Source organism: Parafrankia sp. Ea1.12 (assembly GCF_900465275.1).
Taxonomy (GTDB): Bacteria; Actinomycetota; Actinomycetes; order Frankiales; family Frankiaceae; genus Parafrankia; species Parafrankia soli.
This window is the reverse complement of the sequence record NZ_UBIZ01000367.1, coordinates 1-17,466: the sequence shown is the minus strand read 5'-3', so window position 1 is coordinate 17,466 and position 17,466 is coordinate 1. Positions and strand designations below refer to the sequence as shown.

The 17,466-nt window shown below is 69.4% G+C and carries 11 protein-coding genes and 1 pseudogene; 3 read left to right on the top strand and 9 right to left on the bottom strand.

Annotated features, from left to right (window positions below; translation table 11 throughout):
• Positions 1–18: 18 nt before the first annotated feature.
• Positions 19–696, top strand: coding sequence for a response regulator transcription factor (locus FMEAI12_RS20940; protein WP_112107546.1), 678 nt, complete (start codon positions 19–21; stop codon positions 694–696).
• Positions 697–836: 140 nt separating this feature from the next.
• The gene (locus tag FMEAI12_RS20935) at positions 837–1,187 is read left to right on the top strand and encodes a response regulator transcription factor (protein WP_235014253.1); all 351 of its coding nucleotides are present in this window, start codon (positions 837–839) and stop codon (positions 1,185–1,187) included.
• 13 nt (positions 1,188–1,200) lie between these two features.
• Here FMEAI12_RS20935 and FMEAI12_RS20930 read toward each other — a convergent pair whose 3' ends face one another.
• The 9 genes and pseudogenes from FMEAI12_RS20930 to FMEAI12_RS20890 form a co-directional block, all read right to left on the bottom strand.
• Complete coding sequence (locus FMEAI12_RS20930; RefSeq protein ID WP_112107544.1) at positions 1,201–3,339, bottom strand: GAF domain-containing sensor histidine kinase; 2,139 nt, start codon at positions 3,337–3,339, stop codon at positions 1,201–1,203.
• 49 nt (positions 3,340–3,388) lie between these two features.
• On the bottom strand, positions 3,389–5,842 hold the full coding sequence (locus FMEAI12_RS20925) for an FtsX-like permease family protein (protein ID WP_112107543.1): 2,454 nt from the start codon (positions 5,840–5,842) through the stop codon (positions 3,389–3,391).
• Positions 5,843–5,890: 48 nt separating this feature from the next.
• Positions 5,891–6,667 (bottom strand): ABC transporter ATP-binding protein, encoded by a 777-nt coding sequence (locus FMEAI12_RS20920; protein WP_112107542.1) that lies wholly within the window; start codon positions 6,665–6,667, stop codon positions 5,891–5,893.
• Entirely contained in the window at positions 6,664–6,885 is a 222-nt protein-coding gene (locus tag FMEAI12_RS36275) for a hypothetical protein (RefSeq protein ID WP_146776741.1), read from the bottom strand. Before FMEAI12_RS36275 ends, FMEAI12_RS20920 begins: the two co-directional genes overlap by 4 nt.
• A gap of 919 nt (positions 6,886–7,804) precedes the next feature.
• Positions 7,805–8,011, bottom strand: a pseudogene (locus FMEAI12_RS40065) (TetR/AcrR family transcriptional regulator); the annotation flags it as partial.
• A 369-nt stretch (positions 8,012–8,380) separates the two neighbouring features.
• Positions 8,381–9,007: a hypothetical protein gene (locus tag FMEAI12_RS20905; protein ID WP_112107540.1), complete on the bottom strand. Its 627-nt coding sequence runs from the start codon at positions 9,005–9,007 to the stop codon at positions 8,381–8,383.
• Positions 9,008–9,220: 213 nt separating this feature from the next.
• On the bottom strand, positions 9,221–12,430 hold the full coding sequence (locus FMEAI12_RS20900; protein WP_112107539.1) for a hypothetical protein: 3,210 nt from the start codon (positions 12,428–12,430) through the stop codon (positions 9,221–9,223).
• A 51-nt stretch (positions 12,431–12,481) separates the two neighbouring features.
• The gene (locus FMEAI12_RS20895; RefSeq protein WP_112107538.1) at positions 12,482–12,883 is read right to left on the bottom strand and encodes a hypothetical protein; all 402 of its coding nucleotides are present in this window, start codon (positions 12,881–12,883) and stop codon (positions 12,482–12,484) included.
• Positions 12,871–15,846 (bottom strand): toll/interleukin-1 receptor domain-containing protein, encoded by a 2,976-nt coding sequence (locus FMEAI12_RS20890; protein WP_235014250.1) that lies wholly within the window; start codon positions 15,844–15,846, stop codon positions 12,871–12,873. Before FMEAI12_RS20890 ends, FMEAI12_RS20895 begins: the two co-directional genes overlap by 13 nt.
• A gap of 835 nt (positions 15,847–16,681) precedes the next feature.
• On the opposite strand from FMEAI12_RS20890, the gene FMEAI12_RS20885 reads away from it, so the two are divergent.
• Complete coding sequence (locus FMEAI12_RS20885) at positions 16,682–17,245, top strand: RICIN domain-containing protein (protein WP_160144304.1); 564 nt, start codon at positions 16,682–16,684, stop codon at positions 17,243–17,245.
• The last annotated feature ends 221 nt before the right edge of the window (positions 17,246–17,466 follow it).

The following is a 17,466-nucleotide window of genomic DNA, read 5'->3' as shown; positions in this document are numbered from 1 at the left end:
CATCACTAAGCTGGTGGGGTGGCGTTACGTGTTGTCCTGGCCGACGACTCCCTGCTGATGCGTGAGGGTGTGCGCCGACTTCTGGATCTTCAGGCCGACATTACCGTCGTCGGGTCCTGTGGCGATCTGGAGGGGCTTCTCGCCACGGTGGAGGCTGAGCGGCCGGACGCCGTGGTGACAGATGTGCGAATGCCACCGACCGGCACGGACGAAGGCATCCGTGCGGCTTCCCTCCTGAGATCCAGCCACCCCCGGGTCGGGGTGGTGGTGCTCTCCCAGTACACGAGCCCGGAGTATGCGTTGAGCCTGTTCGAACGGGGCAGCGCGGGCCGGGCGTACCTGCTGAAGGACAGGGTCGGCGAGCCGCAGCACCTGGCCGATGCGGTGCGCGCGGTCGCCGCCGGTCGCTCGGTGGTGGACCCGGTGGTGGTGGAGGCGCTGGTCACGGCCCGGACGTCCACCCGCGCATCGGTGCTGGCCTCGCTCAGCCCGCGGGAACGGGAGGTCCTGTCCCGGATCGCGCAGGGAAAGAACAACGCCGCGGTCGGCGCCGCGATCTTTCTTAGTGAAAGGGCTGTGGAGAAACACATCAACGCCCTCTTCGCGAAGCTCGGGCTGACCACCGAGCCGGATATCAACCGGCGGGTCAAGGCTGTCCTCATCTACCTTGCGGAGCAGCAGGACGCCGGGCCCTGAAACGGCGTCCTGAATCGGTACCTGGGCTATGGCTCTATCCTGGCCCTCCGCCGGAGTCGTGCCAGCACCCTTGTTCCGGGGCGGACCCGACCGGCACCATCGGACGCATGGCAGTGAACGGCGAGGGCGGCGCGGTCGCGGTGCTCGTCGTCGACGACCAGGAGCTGTTCCGGGGAATTACGTGCGCCCTGGTTGGGGTGGTACCCGGCTGGCGGGTGGTGGCCGAGGCGGCGTCTGGCGAGGAAGGCGTCATCCTCGCCCGGCAGATCCGGCCGGCTGTCGTGCTGATGGACGTCTATCTGCCCGGTATCAACGGGATCGAGGCGACCAGGCGGATCATCGCAGGCGATCCGACGGTGAATGTGCTGCTCATGTCGAGCTATGCCGTCGAGGACTTGCCGCCGGGGGCTGACGACTGCGGTGCCGCCGGCTACATCCGCAAGGATGATCTCACGCCCGCGATCCTGCTGGAGCTCAGTCGCCGGAGCTGAGGCGGCCGGACCCCTACCCGCCTGGACGTTCGCCTTCTGCCCGGGCAACGCGGGTCATACCTTCGGGGTTCGCCCGGGGGATGAGGCCGCGCACGGTGGTCCCGGCGCCGGGTGTGGAGACCACCTCCACCGTGCCACCGATCGCCCCCAGTCGGTCCTGCATGTTGACGAAGCCGTGGCCGCTGACGGCTGTCTGGTCGAAACCTGCGCCGTCGTCGGATACCGAGAACCGGAGATCCTCGCCGTCGGCATCCACCCGCACCTGGACCCGCGCGTCCGGCCCGGCATGCTTGCCGGCATTCTGCAACGCTTCGACACAGCAGAAGTAGAGGGCGGCCTCCACGGCGGACGGATACCGCGCGGTGGTCACCTCCACCGAGCATTCCAGGGGGCAGCGGGCCGCGGCCGCACGCAACGCCGGCGCGAGGCCGTGGTCGCGTAGTAGCGGTGGGTAGATGCCGTGTGCCAGTTCACGCAGCGCCGCGGTCGCCGCCTGCACGTCACTGCGCAGCTCCGCCAGAAGCGGTCCGGTCGCGGCCGGGTCGGCGGCGATGATCTGCTCGGCCATGCCGAGCTTCACCGAGATGCCGAAGAGATGCTGCTGGGCACCGTCGTGCAGGTCCCGCTCGATCTGCCGGCGGGAGGCGTCGGCGGCGCCGATGATTCGCGCTCGGGATGCCTGCAGCTCGGCGTTACGCTCCTGCAACTGCGCCAGGGACGTCTGCAGGGCCGTGTCCAGGCTGATGTTGTGCAGGGCCAGGCCCACCGGACGGGCGAGTTCGGCGAGGATGCGGTCGTCCTGGGCGGTGAACGGGGGTCCGGTCGGCGGCCGCCGGACCACCAGCAGGCCCAGCAGCTCCCCGAAGTGTGTGACGGGCGCCGCTCGCACCAGCTCGACGCCGGCGCCCGCGCTGTCGGCCGGCGCGGTGACGCCGGACTGCCTCGGGGCGGGCTCGGCCGTACCAGTGGCACCGGCCGCACCGGCACTGGTGGAACCGGCCGTGCTGGCCGGACCGGTGAGCAGGCCGGGAATCCAGATCGCGAGCCATCTGGTACCCGCGGCCCGGGCCTGGGCCACCACGGTCCGCTGCTGTTCGCTGAGCTCGATGGCTGCCGGCGGCCGTTCTGGCACCGAGACCGTCCTGGCCAGGATTCCCTCCGTCCCGGTCCACACCTCGGCTCCTGCCGGCCCCAGCGTGGCCCGTAACAGCTCGGCGAGCTGGAGCAGCAGCTCGTCCATGGGGACCGCTCTGGTCATCCGGGCGCTGAAGGTGGTGAGCAGTTCCTGTGGGGACGGTCTCGCGCTGTGCAGGGCCCGTTCGGCGGCGTCGACCAGGCGGGCCCGGGCCGGCCAGGCGAGTGCCGCTGTCACCAGGGCCGCTAGCAGGGACAGCCCGAGAACGGTCCGCTCGCCGCCGACCGGCCGGTGGCCCATACCGATCACGGTGACCAGGTAGACGATGTCGGCAAGTACGGTCAGCCCGGCGACGACGAGTGCCCCGGTCAGCGCCCGGGGGGCCAGCTCTGCCGTTCGCGGCCAGATACCTGCGGCGAGACCGAGCGGAAGCGCCAGCATGCCGGCCAGGGCCGGCAACATCGGCTGTGTTGGGGTGCCGACCAGGAGGAGAAGGGCACCGGCGACGCCGGCGCAGGCGACCGCGATCAGCCCCCCGGCGGCTGCCCACAGCAGCGTCCAGCGCGCCTGCTGGTCCGCGCGGGCCGCGCCGACGAAGCCGGTCAGCGCCGCGCAGCCGGCCATCGCCCCGGTAAGGGCACCAGCGGGAGCGGCTGTGTCGAGGCCGGCGGTGGCCAGCGCGGCCGACCAACTGAGCGCGCCGGCGACGAGGAGAGCACCGATCGCCCGCCGGCTGGTGCTCGCCAGCCTTCCGTGTGGGACGGCCAGCAGGACCCAGGTCCAGGCGACGACGACCAGTGGGCCGAAGGCAGGCATCGCGACGACCGCCGTCTGGAGCGCGGTGACCACGGCGGCACCCCGGGCGAGGCCGGGACGACCCGCGCGCGCCGCGGCCACGGTCACCGCCAGCCAGCCGGTGCTCAGCAGCGCGGCGATCACGCCCGGCGGTTCGGGCCCCCGGACGGCGGCGAGGACGACTGCCGCGACGACGGCCACGGCCGCGACCACGCTCGGCACGACCTGATCGGCCCACCGCCTCCACCGCCTCGGCCCGGCCGTCCCGCCCTCACTCGGCACGCAGGGCCTCGCCGACGCTGATCCGGGCGGCGCGGCGGGCCGGCAGGGCGGCCAGCAGGCTGCCGATCAGCAGCGTCGCCGGGACGACGAGAGCGAGGGCGAGCTGCGCGACCGGCCGCACGTAGAGGACCGGGATGCTCGACGCCACCGCCCGCCACATCGTCCAGCCCAGCGCGAGTCCCAGCGGCACGCCGAACAGCAGCCCGGTGAGGGTGAGTGTGATCGCCTGGGCGAGAGGGATCAGTCGGCTCTGCCGCCGGGTGAGCCCGAGCGCGCGCAGCACAGCCACCTCGTGCCGGCGCCGCCGCACCGCAGCCGTCAGCGTGTGTCCGGTGGTGGCGACGGCGAGCAGGGCGAGGAAAACGCCGAGCGCCAGCGGCAGCCCGCGCACGTTACGAAGCTGTTGGGCCTCCCGGGGAAGGCCGGCCGGACCGAACTTTGCGGCGTTCTGCCCGCCGAGCACCGTCGAGATCCGCTGGGAGACCACCTTGGCGTTCGCGCCGGATCGCAGCGATGCGTGGATCTGGTGGTAGGTGAAGGAGCCGCCGGGGAACAGCGCCCGGTAACCGTCCCCCGTGGTCCACGCGCCCTTCGCGTAGCTGACTCCTCCCTCGGGCACGAGCGCGACGCCGGTGAGCCGCATCGGCGCCCGTGCCGTTCCGGCGAAGGTGAGCGTGTCACCCACCTTCGCGCCGGTCTCCCGGACGGTCTGCGGAGCCAGCGCGATCTCATCCGGCGCCACCGGCATCCGCCCGGACAGCGTCACGGTCGGTAACGGCCGGCCTGCCACCGCCGGCTGGTGGGTGAAGACGTGGACTGGCAGCCCGCTCACCGTGGCCACACCGACCCGGGTGTCGTTGACCGCGACAACGTCCGGATCAGCCGTGAACGCGTCCAGGACCTGCCGCGTCGGCGCGAAGTCCGCGCCGTTGAAGCCGACCCAGCCTTCGATCTGGTACGTGTGACCGAACCGCTGGGGGTTGCCCGCGGCATCTGCGACGCCGGTGTGGAACGTGAGCGCGGCAAGCACTCCGAGCACGCCGAGCACGGCGCCGATCAGGGCCGACCGGACCGGCGCCGCGGCGCGTCCCCGACCGGGCTCGAGGGCGAACTGGGCACCGATGAGGACCGGTACCGGCAGACCCAGCCGGTATGCGGCGTCGACGACCATCGACCGGGGGGGTGCGGCGGCGACTCGTTTCCTGACGAAAGCGGACCAGGCGCCGAGTGCCGCCGCGGCCGTGACGAGGGCCACCGCCATGACTGCGGTCCCGGCCAGCACAGCCAGATCCGCATGCCTTCCCGGGGCGGGCTCGTAGTCGGCTGCGGTGCCGATCGGGAACGCTCCCGAAGCAGCCACCGCGGCCGCGGACGCCACGACGGCTCCCACCGTCGCGGCGAGTGCCGGTCCGCCCGCCGCGGCCGCCGTCGCCTGCCCCCGGGTCATTCCCAGCGCCAGCAGGACCCGCAGCTGGGCAGCAGCGGCCGCCGTCGCGTATCGGGCGGCGGCCTGACCGAGCACGACGGCCGAGGCGACCAGGGCTGTGAGTGCGAACATCAGTAGGGCGTTCCGCTCGAACCCGGTGATCCCCTTCGCGTCGCGTGCCTCCTCGACCAGGTTCTGGAACTGGATGTCGTCCTGCCCGGTGAGCTGGGCGAGCCGACGCTGGAAGTCGCGGAGACCGGCCTCTCCGTGGGTGAGGCGAACCGCGGCGAAGTCGACCCGGTGCCCACTCGCACCGAGCAGGTTCGCGCGGTAGGCGTCGGTGAACGCCACCGTCGTCATGATCACGCTGTGGTGGGTGAAGTTGTTCATCGCCGGCGAGCGCACCACGCCGACGATCCACAGCGGCTGGCGCGGGCCGCTGGCGGCGTGGAGTACGTTGCCCGAGAGGAACGCGTCGGTCTCCCCGGGTGTGAACAGCCGGGCGGTGACCGTGTCGCCCACCCCGACGTGATGGCGTTCGGCGAACGACTCGGTGACCATCGCCTCGCCCACCTGCGTCGGGTCGGCGAGCCGGCCCGCGAGTACCACCGCCCTCTCGACAGTCCGGGTCAGCTCGGCGTCGCCAACCGGATACCAGTAGTCCTCGCCGTCAAGCGTCCCGACCCCCTCGATGTTGAGGTGGAAGTCGACGGTAAGCAGCATGGTGCCGGCCGCCTCCACCCCCGGCAGACGACGCACCCGGTCCCAGTCGAACCCTGGCGTCCTGGGCGCGACCAGGACGGTGGCGGCGAGGTTGGAGTCGCGCAGCCGGTCCACCGCCGATCCGCCGCGCCGCGCCCCGGCGGTGGCGGCCATCACCACGCCGCAGGACAGCGCCACCAGCAGCGAGAGCACGGCCAGCGACCGCCAACGGCACCGCAGATCGAGCCGCAGGAACGCCCACACCGGCAACAGCCCAACCGCTGCCGACCGGACCATCCTCCTGCTCGCGGTCATCGCCCTGTACTGCGAGCAGAGCGAGGAATCATCGCACCAGCGCGGCGGTCATGACGTTCGCCCGCCAACCCGGGCCGGTTGCGCCGCACCCCCCGCCAGCCCATCGATGATCACACCGTCGCGCATATGGACCAGCCGCCCGGCACCAGCCGCCACCTCGGCCGAATGTGTGATCATCATGATGGTCTGTCCGTCCATGTGTAACCGGCGGAACAGCTCGAGGATCTCCAGCCCGCCGTCACTGTCGAGCGCGCCCGTGGGCTCGTCGGCGAGCAGCAAGGTGGGTTCGTTCACCAACGCGCGCGCGATCGCCAGCCGCTGGCGCTGCCCCCCGGACAGCACCGACGGCAGCTGGTCTGCTCGGTCACCCAGACCGAGCAGGTCCAACAGATCGCGCGCGCGAGCCTCGGCGTCGCGGCGACGCATCCCCCCGATGGCCGCCGGCAACGCGATGTTGCGCATCGCCGACACCCCGTCGATCAGGTTGAAGAACTGGAACACCACGCCGATGTGGTGCCGGCGGAACCGGGCGACCCAGTCCGGATCCCGCCCGCTGATCGTCTTCCCGGCAACCTCAACGGTTCCCTCGTCCACCGTCTCCAGGCCCGCGATGACGTTGAGCAGCGTGGACTTACCGCAGCCCGACGGACCAATGATCGCGACGAACTCGCCGGCGCGGATCTCCAGGTTCACCCCACGCAGCGCACGGACCGGCGCCAGTTCGGCGTCGAAGGTCCGCCGCACCCCCCGCAGCCTCAGCGCCACAGGGGCGGTAGGCGCGGCCGTGGACACGTCCTCGGTGCCGGTGACTGGTGTGGGCCTCATGCCGCACTGCCAGAGACCGTGTCCCCGACCAGGGTGTATTCGAGCTGTTCCGCACTGCCCAGTGCAGCCATGACGGCGTCCCGCACGTGCTTCAGGGCGGTTCCCCCCTCGCTGACGATCGCCGCGTTCATCTCCTGGAGATGGTCGCTCAGCCGGCCGGCAAGGACCGCCGGGTCGGTGCGCGGGGCGATCGCGGAATAGTCTCGGACGTCCGACACGAGGTCCGTGATGGTAAGCGGTCCGGTCCAGGTCTGCTCCGCCGCCCCGGGCGTCGCCCCGCAGCCTCTCGGCGAGACTGCCTGGCAGCAGCCGGGAGTGAGTCTCACTCGGCTCCTCCCGGCGTAGAATTGCAGCATGCAACATACGCGGCCGGTCCGGCGCGCTCTGCCGGCCCGGGCTCGCACCCTGCGTCAGCTGTAGGCACAAGTCACCGACCCTGACGTTCGTCCCCGCCAGGGTGGCGCCTTGGGCTGCTTGCCCTGGGCAACCTCTGGCGCAGTTCCTAGTGGTCCGCAGTCAGCGCACCGTCGAGCTTCACCGGCGACAGCATCGCGGCGACGATCTCCTGGTCGAGTATCGATCCGTCCATCGCGACCTTCCGAATCATGCGACCGAGCTACCCGGGTCGGCCACCCTCTCCTCGCGCAGACAGGCAAAGCCGACGACGCCGTCCTCACGCCGTCCGTCGCGATAACGACTGCGGTTACGTCCAGATCGGCGCGCAGCACCGCCCCGCGCCTTCGAGGCGATCCGGTTATCGCCCGCGAGCAACACCGTTATCCACCCACGGCGACCATTAAGCTGCATCGCGGCCTTTCCGACAAGGGTGGTTAGGACCCCGGCATTCCGGGTGCCAGCACCCCGTGGGGAGGCCTACAGGCACCCCGGTCCACCGCGCACGGGGACCTTGATACGAAAATCATCGGGCTGCGACCTGAGCTAATGGCGTGAAAGCGGCCGGATGACCGGTAGGAGGTCGACTCAGGTAGCCCCCTCGGCCACGTTGCCTCATTCCTGTCCGGTGCGTGGCGTCTAAGGTTCCGTCTCGCGCTGGCTAGACGGCTGGAGACATAGATCCATGTCTGCGGCATGCCGATAGTTCTCGCGTGGATCGTCCACCGCGTCGATCACCGCGCTGAGCCGCTGGGTGGTGCCTTCGTGGCGCGATTCGAGATAGGCGCGGACGAGCGCCTCCTTGCTGCCGAACGTGTTGTAGAGGGAGCCTTTCGCGACGCCCGCGTACTCGATGATCCGGTCGATCCCCACCGACTGGACGCCCTCGGTGTAGAACAGCTCGTTCGCAGCGTCCAGCAGTCGCTGTCGGGCTGGGCGCGGGTCACTGATCTCGGCGTTGGGCTTGCGGCCACGCCGTGCCGAAGTGGGCCGGGTCAGGCCGGTCTGGTCGGCACAGCAGAGACGCGACCTGGTCGCCGTTCCGGAGACAGCGATCAGGTCCGTGTGGGTCGTCATGGCCGTGTGCACGTCAGGTCGAGACGTGTCAGCGACAACCAAGGTGACAGCCGAGCGCGCGGTCCAGCGTGGACCTCCACGGACGACGATGGACGGAGCGCACCAGGTCAGCGGACGATATGGATGTCCGCGGGGGCGGGATTGCGATGGTTCGCGAGCCCACCGGCCGCCTCCCGTAGCCGGGCCCGTGACCACTGCCCGGTCCGTCCGCGTCAGCGGCACCCGAAAGGCAATCCGCAGGTATCAGGAAACCCTGAAGAACGTCTCGGAGTCGTCGGGACCGTCGACCGCGAACACGATCCACGTGCCGCCCGCGACCTGGTCCGACGGCACTGACTTGCATATGTTTCCCTGTGCCGAGGCACCGGCGTACACATTCCCGGCATCGATGAGCGGTTGTGGGAGCGCCCCGCAGTTGTCGTCGACGTTGAGGTAAAAAATGTTGCCCTTCGAACCGACGAACTTGAATCCCAGTTCCGCCCATGCCGTGCCCTCGTCGGGTCCTCGGTAGGTTGCCTCCAGGGGCACCATCACGTACTGCCGGCCGGCGACCGGGGGCTTGTTGAAGGTGTTGGCGGCCAGGACCTGGTCGGTGGCGTTCTGGATGGTGCGGCCGAGCTTGACGTCCCAGTCGCCGATCCTGGCGGAGGTGCCGACGGGGAGGGGATCCTGGCGGGTACCGGGCTTGCCGGCGACCGCTGGGCTGCCGCTCACGGCCGGGGTGTCGCGGTCGGCGGGGGTGCCGCTGCCCGCTGGGGTGTTCTGCTGGGCACCGTTGTTGCCGGCCGCCGCACGGCCAGCAGACGGGTTGACGTTGACGTCGACAGTGCCGCCTTCCTCGGCTGGGTCGCTGCTCGCGCAGGCAGTCACCAGGAGCAGGGCGGCGGTGGCAAGAAGTGCGAACAGGACGATCCCGGCCGACCTTGCAGACCTGTCATAACCTTTGACATTGATCGTTTCCTGTGGACTTCGGGGTTCGATGTCGGGTATCAGACCGAATCAGTCATATCCGGAGAATCACCATATCGACTGACCGGCTCTGACACAGAGCAGCGTCACAACCCTACGATCGCGCAGGCACCCTCACCGGCCGGTAGCGCCAGCCTCGGGGAACGTCTGGGAGGTAACGGAGGGAACGTCGAATCCGAGTTCGACCATGCGCGCGACGATCCGCGATGGTGTCCAGCGGAACCGGAACGACGCGGCGAGCATCTCGGCCCGCGAGACCGGCCGTTCCACGTATGCGTCGGACGTGTCGGTGAGCAGATCCGCGAGCTGCCGGTCCACACCGTCGACGACGATGTCGAGCGCGGAGTCGGCCGCTGTGGGCACGGCACAGCTGAGTTCAGCGAGCCGGCTGACGACGCGCCGCGGCGACCACCGCAGATAGCCGGCCGCGCCGATGACGTGGGCGAGCGGTGCGGGGCGCCAGCCCAGCCAGGGGCCCCGCCCGTCCAGACATGAGCTCAGCAGGATGGCGTCCTGGGCGGTCAGCGCGGCCGCTGCCATGTCGGGCAGTGTTCCTGCCTCCGGCACAGGCAGGCCAAGGCCCGTGAACGAGTCGCGGACGCTCGCCGGATCACGCCCGGTGAACTGGGCGACGGCCAAGATCTGCGCCGGCGACAACAGATCGGCTTCCGACGCGGCAGTATCCATGCAGTAAAACGCGACGGTAGCGTGGCCGCGAGTCACCCGGTCGAGCTCTCTCGGCTCTCCGAGTATCTCCAGGCCCAGCCGGTCGTACCGCTCTCGGATCTCGACCACATCACAGGAGAGGACACAGGCCGCGTTATAGACGTGCGCCAGCGGTACCTGGCGCTCTGTCAGCCGAGGCGCCTTCCCGTCCAGGAACTTACTGAGCAGGACGACGTCGACGGCGTCCACGTCGTCCGGCGCCCGGTCCGGGAGGTCGGCGATGGTGAACCCGAGATGTCTCAGGCGGCTGGCGATCTCGTGTGTCGGCCGGCCGGTAATCCCAGCCGCGGCCAGAACGTGACCCGGGCTGATCTCGTCGCCTGCCAGCCACGGCGGCTCCCCGTCCAGAGCCCAGCTGAGCAGGTCGACATCGTTGAAACACAAGTCGTCGGGGAAGCGTGCCCCGGCATACGTGTCGAGGCCCGCACCGAGTCCGCCGATCCAGGCGGCCAGCTCCGCCGGGCCGCGCGAATGGCCGCGGGTGGAATCACGGTATGCGGTGGCGAGGATGCTCGCTCGGCTCAGCCCCGCCCAGCCATGGTCGAGCGACGGGTCATCGGAGACGTCGAGCAGGTCGACGACCGTGCGTTCCTCCGCCGCGGTCAGCTCGACGTCCGCCACCGGGTCGACGTCGAAACCGAGCTCGCCGAGCCGGTCGGCGAGAGCCCGCGGTGTCTCCCCGGTGTGTGCCGCGGCGCGCAGTACGTGAGCCGCGGAGACGTTCCCATCCTGGAGAAACGCGTCATGGTCGTCGAAGTCCCGTGCCAGCAGGGCGATGTCGGATGAACGGACGGGCGATGCCGCCCATCCTCCTGGATCGGCGGTCGCCAGCCCGAGCTGGCGCAGGCGCAGGGCAACGTCCTCGGGTTCACGGCGCAGACGGGTGGCTGCCGCCCGCACCTGTGCGGCAGGGACGAAGTCCATGCTCACGAGATTTGCATTGCCGTCGAAGAACGAGCTCAGGATTATGCAGTCATCGTTCGTTATTTCCAGGTCTCCGACATCCGGAGTCGCGACGCCGACCTCCGCAAGCAGGTCGAGGGATACATCGATCGGAAGCCCTGCGTCTCCAGCCATGTTGAGGAGATGGCGAATCTCAAATCGCCCAATTCTAGACGCATTGACCAGGACAAAATCATTTATCTCTGCGATCCGCGCAATTCGGTTAGATCTTGGTTCAGATACCTGCGCCACCGTGTAATGATTCGAGTCGAGTAACGCAACCAGGACCGGATATCTCATCTTCGCGGCGTTCGCGAGCAGGAGCAGATGAACTCGATCTATGGGCGCACCCACGGTCCACAGTGGATGATACTCGTCCACGACCGGGAAACGGTCGGCTATATTCGGCCGCGACCCGGCCGGCAAACGAAGCGTCCGTGCCACGGGGAAGCCGAGTTCCCGCAGGCGCCCGACATTGTTGTCCCTGCTACCGGTCAAATCCGATCTCAGTCCACTCAGATAGCTGGTGGGAACCGGGACGGAGCTCAGCGCGCCCTCCGTGTCACGGCTCACGATGAATGCATCGCGCTCCCCAGCACCCAAGCAGGCCGCCGTGTTGATCTGGGGCGTCCGGTAACCGAAACGGCGCAGCCGGGCGCAGACCTCGACGAAAGTCGACTCAGTGTGCAATGCGGACCGGAAGACGTGGGCGCGGCCTACCCGTCCCGCCGGCAGCCACGGATATCGCCCATCGAGCTGTGCGCTCTGCAGGACCAGGTCCATGGGAGCCGCGTCCGCGGGATCGCCAGGTGGCGGCCACACCGCGAGGCCCAGTACCCGCAGGCGGTCGACGATCTTGTCAGGGTGCATCAACAGGCGACTGGCCGCGGCCAGGACATGACCAGGAGCGACGGTGTGGTCTCGGCCATCCCACGCCCAGATCGGCATCTCCCCGTCGAGCCCTGAACTCAACAGTGCCTGATCAAGGTCCGTGATTTCGACGACCTCGACGCTCTTCAGACTGGGGACCTGATAGCCAAGACGGCGCATCCTGCTGTCCAGCGTCCTCGGCGGGCAGCGCAACCTGCCAGCAACGAAACCAACAACTGCACGGTAACGCGCGGGGATGCGCCGTGAATACTCGAGCCTGACGACCATGATCGCTAGGTCGCTGGGAACCACCATTTCGCAATCGCCGCGGACGTCCCGAGCGGGCGGGAAGCCATCCTCCGCGCGCGCCCAGTCAGCCATTCGAGCAAAGAAGGTGGTGTCGGGAACGAGGTAGCTACGGAGAAAGTTCGTTCCTGATCGAGCGACGGGGCGGTCGGTCTGCCCCGCGACCGGCCCGAGGCCGCTGTCGACGGCGAGAAGACCGGTCCGCGCGACCGGCACTCGGACGCCGCCCGTGCCGACCCAGAATTCGCCGTCGGCGGCCATCGCCTCGAGCACGGCGTCGGCGACCAGGGGAAACGAGTAGGCGAAGGCGATGAGCCAGTCGACGGTCACCTCCAACACGTCGGACGCGCGCAGGACCGGTATCGCGGCCGACAGCAGCGCGTCGACCGCCGGCTCGTCCATCAGTTTCCTGATCTTGTTACGGTCGACCGACAGCTCGGGTACGAGGCGCCCGGTCAGGTCGAGCACCACACCGAGCACGGCCTCGCCGACCCACAGCCCGTCGGCGAGAATCGCGCCGACGCCGTTGCACTACCACACGCCACGACCGGCATTGACAATCTGCGTCGTCAACCGGCGAAGTTCGTACTGCAGCGGGTCTGTCTGCCCGACAGGCGCCGACGGGGCAAGTTGGCCGGCAGGCCCGTGCTCCAGCGCGGCGCCCTCGGTGGCGTGGGTGTCGAACTCGGCGACCCACAGGATCCGGCGCAGGATGTCCACACAGGAGATCGGCGGGCGCTTCGGATCCCGGCTCAGGTACAGCCGCACGCTGGTACCGCTCTCCCCGCCCGGTCCCAGTGGCTCGATGCGGAACAGGTTGCCGGGGCCGGCGATCGTGACCCGCAGCAGCTCGCCGGGCCGGCCGTCGGGCCCGAGGCGGCACGTCTCGACCCGGATCTCGTCCGCGATCATGAAGTAGCTCAGGACGCCCACCCCGAACCGGCTGTTCGGGTGGAACTCGACCGGTGGGTCACAGGCCGCCCAGCGGCCCATCTCCTCGACGACCTCGGGAAGGTCGACCGTCCGGTGCCGGCCTCGGCGAAGACGTCGGAGATCTCCCGGTAGCCCATGCCGATGCCGTTGTCGCGGCATTCGATGTAGGGCGTCCCGTCCGGCTCGAATCCCTGCCGGAAGTCGATCCGGCCGGTCCAGGTCGACGGGCGGCCTGTGGTCCGTCCCAGGTATTCGGTGCGGGCGCGGCGGTAGCGGCAGGCGTCCAGCGCGTTCTGGTAGAGCTCGCGCACGGCCAGCGCGCGGTTCTCGTAGAGCTGCTCGCCCATGAGCAGCTCCTGCACCCTGTCCTCGGCGAGGCGGAACTGGGCACCCGCGGAGGTGTAGCCCGGGTGGCCGTCGATCTCGGCCGCGCGGACATCGTCCGCGGTGGCGTGGGTGGGCATTCCGGCCAGGGCGGGTATCTCGGCGGTCGCCCGGTGGGCCTCCGCGAGCAGAGCGTCGAGGCTGGCGGTGTGACGTTCCAGGGCGACCTGAAGCGCCGGGTGCCGGCACTCCACCGACAGGGCGCGGGTGGAGCGGCCCCGGCCCTGCCATTCGGCGCGACGCAGGGCCGTGCGGACCTCGCCCAGGTCGACCGCGTCCGCGACACCGAGATGCTCGACGAGGACGACCGGCAGTGCCGCGAGCTCCAGTGCCATCCTCTGACCGATGGCGAGCAGGTAGGCGACGAGCCGTTCCCGCAGCGGCATCTCCTCGCTCGTCGCCGGGGCGACCGTCACCAGGTCGCACAGCGCCCGGACCCGCCCGGACTGGTTCAGGAAGGTGGGTGTCGCGCGTAGCGCGGTGAGGATCTCCGCCACCCGTTCAGTGCGGAACACCTCGGCGGCGAGAGTCTCCTGGACGCCGTCGCCGCCCAGGCCGGCGAACAGCTCCCGCAGCACGGCCTCCCACCGGGCCGTCACGTTGGACTCGCACCACTTGTGGGCCAGCCACCAGGCGACGAACGCGGCAGACGTCTGGTCACCGGAGAGCTGTGCCCGCTCGATGCGGCGGACGAGCCGGGGATGGGTGCGGGTGAAGGCGTCGAACTCGACGCGGTCGACCCGGCCGGTCGGAACGTCGGCCGAGCTCGGGTGGGCGACCGTGGCTCGGGCGACGAGGATCGTCCACACGGTCTGGTGCAGGTAAGGCCCGGCGACGAGCAGCGCCGCATCGGCCGCGGACAGCTCCTCCGGCCCGGGCGGGAGCTTGCCGACGAGGAACTCGACCCGGCGGGCCATCCGGCGGGCGAGATCCGGGTCGTGCCAGGGATCGTCCGCCAGGACCGCGACCGCCTCGTCGTATGCCCGGCCAAGGCGGTCGACCAGCGCGCCGGTGGCGGCCCGGAGAGCGGCGGTGACAGGGTTGTCAGCCGTCCGCTCCCAGGCTCGGTGATGGTCGGCGGCGGCCGTCCAGGCATGTGGAGGGGTGTCAGCGGCGTCCCCGCCGGGCCGCGGGGGGAAGGGACGGAATCGGTGCGGATCGCAGGAGGACAGCGGGCGCAGGAGGCAGCGGGGGCCCTCGTACTCGGAGCCGTCACCGCGGCCCGCGTTCGCGGCGCGCTGTCCTGGAAGAATCCGCGGGTCGGGCGTGCCGGGTCGCTCGCCTGACCCGTGGGCGGCGGAATCGCCCACGAGGGGTGACATCGCGCGTTCAAGCGCGGCGTGCAACTCCCCGAGAGTGCCCGGCAGCGGGCGTGTGGAGAGCACGTCCACAAGCGCCCGGGTGAGCGACGGGCAAGCGGTGGGATCGCGGGGCTCGTCGTCGGGCCCCGTGCCGGCCGCGGCCTGCCCACGGTAAAGGTAGGCGACGTCGACAGCCGATGCGGCGTCGAGACGACCGGCGCCCCATCCCTCATCCGTGACCAGGGCACGGACACCGTCCTCGAACCAGGTGCTGCCGTCGACCAGGATCAGCACACGTGCGGCGGCGGTGCGGGCGAGCGGCCTGGACCAGTCGACTGGAACGCACAGATCCCAGAAAGGCTGGTACCCCACGGTGGCATCCGCGGGAACGAGGAAATCCCGGCCGGCGTCCGCACCTCGGCCAGCGCGGTGGACGCCGTTCCCCGCGAGGAGGAGAAGCAGGGTGGCGCCGGGCGCGGCGCTGCTGAGGAAGCCGTGGACAGCCGCCTTCACCGCACTCGTACCCGACCGGGAGCGGTCGTGGATCTCCGTGCGGTAACCGACGGACTCCAGCTGCTCCGCCGCGGTGTCGAGCATGCCCGACAGCCAGGGCAGCGCGGGAAGCCGCTCATCCTCATACGAGGCAACGCCGATGAGGAGGGCATGGAATTCGGCCGGTCGGTCTGGCATCGGGACCGCGCGCTCATCGCTGGCCCCCGGGAAGGCCGGTGAGGCCGCGGCGTTCGGGAGCACCCGCGGTCCGGGTACAGCAGGCAGGCCGGGGAAGAGGGGTTCACGCGCCGGTTTGGCCCGGCCCGCGATCACCTCCCGGACTCTCGCCATCAGCGCACCGCGGGCGCGATGCTCCGCCATTCCGAACAGATCGAACGAGACGACCTGACCGAGCAGGCCAGGACGGGCGCAGTCCTCGATCCGGACCGGGATCAGCCGTCGGCGCGCGCTGTCCGGATCCGCCGCCACCGCGGCCTGCCATTCCCGCGTGCCGTAGGCCGAGTCCAGGTAGGCGGCTGAGAGCACAGCCAGGGTTCGGGTCGCGTCCCGGATGCCGCTCTGCATTGCGTGCGTCCAGTTGGTGCCGGCGACCATGTCCCATGCCTGGAGCAGGACCCGGAAGCCGTCCGCTTCGAGCTGCCAGGCGATCCACTCCGCCCAGGGGCGGTCGGCCTGGGTGTAGGAGACGAAGAAGTCCCAGCGATCGGTGGAACCTGCGGTGTCGTGACCCCCGTCGAACACCCGCAAAGTATGGCAGCACGTCACCGGGGGAGCCCTACCGCCATGAGTAACCAGATGAACTCGAGCGTGCCGGCGTCGGTGCGGTAACGATAGATCAGCGCTTCGAGCTCGTCGGCGGTCGCGCCGCTCAGGCCGATGCGTTCGGCACCGGTCAGTCGCAGAATGGCTCTGCGGGGGTGAGTCGAACGCTGACACAGTCCGGCGGGCTGTTGCGGAGCGCGCGCCGCGCACCGACGCCGCCGAAATTTGCGTTCACGGCTTCGGGTGTAGCCCAGGTCTTCCGATCTTGCTTCGCGTCTTCCTTGCAGAACCCCACCGCCAGGATTCCTGTTCGATGGCGGTATTCAGGCCGGGCACGTTGGTGGATGGGGTGGCTGGCGCGACGCCGTTGCAGATGGCGGCGTAGGCGCGTTCGTAAGCGGTAGGCCCAGGTGAGGTGTCCGCCGTTTCGGGATTGCTCTCACAGGCAGTGAGTGCGGTAATGGCCGCGAGCGCAACCAGGGCGGATGCCGCCCGGCGTATTCCCACGTGTACCCCTTTCGGAAGGGCGTCAGGCTAGCGGACGGTCCCAACTCCGTTCCGGAGGGGTGGACGAGTGGCTCAACGACGGCCGCCAGGACTACGAGTCCGGCCACGCACCGCGCGGCCACCGTGCCAGGAGCTGACCGGGACGAGGTCTGCGCCGGACGCCAGGAATTACCGTGTCCAGCTCCGGTCACACGACCTTGTGGACCCCCGCGACCATGCCGCTACCGCTGTACAACCCACTTGCAACCACCATCCGGATACTTCTGGTCGCAGCTGAAAGCACGGCACTCGGCAATCATCGTGGAGTCACCCACCTTTACTGGAGTTTTTTGTGACCACTCACCGGATCAAAACACTGCTCTCCCTGCTCTTCACGCTCGTTCTGGCCGCACTCGGCGCACCGTCTGCGGCATACGCCGAAGGCGCGAACTCTACTGCGATACGTAGCTCCGCGGCCGACGCGAAATGCGTAGGACTGGCCGACCGGGGCAGTACCGCCGACAACACCCACCTCATACTGTGGGACTGCCATTACCATATCGACCAGCTCTGGCACGGCGCCGGTACCACCGGTCTGATAGTCAGCACAGCCGCAGGAAACAAATGCGTGGGACTGGGTGTCGGGGGTAGTACAACCAACGGCACCCCGCTGGTACTGGAGCGCTGCAACGGAGACCCCGACCAGCAGTGGGAATTCTATCCTCTCGGTGAGAACACCTACATGATTCGCAACTATCCGTCCCGCAGGTGTGTGGGGCTGGCGAACCGCGGCAGCACCCTAAATGGCACGGATCTAGTACTGTGGGACTGCCATCTGCATCCGGACCAGCGGTGGGTTTTCACGGTGCCACCACGAGAGTACGGATTCAGGGTGCCGATCGTGGGGAGAATATGAGAACAGGAAGGGCTTCTACCCTCTCAGTCGTCACCGAACCCACCATAACGCAACGACAGGCAGCGTGAACGTAGGCACGATGCGTAGCGACCACGCTAGTAGGACTTCGTTAGGTGACTCCTGGCGGGTGAACGGTTACGGGAGGTGTGTGGTTGAAGGGTCGCTGGCAGGTGGGGCAGGCGCCGGTCCAGACGGCGAGCAGGGCCTGGAGGGTGCGGAGG

Excerpts from the sequence above, each read along its gene's own strand:
- FMEAI12_RS20920 (WP_112107542.1), bottom strand. The coding sequence starts at position 6,667 with ATGAGGCCCACACCAGTCACCGGCACCGAGGACGTGTCCACGGCCGCG.
- FMEAI12_RS20925 (WP_112107543.1), bottom strand. The coding sequence starts at position 5,842 with ATGACCGCGAGCAGGAGGATGGTCCGGTCGGCAGCGGTTGGGCTGTTG.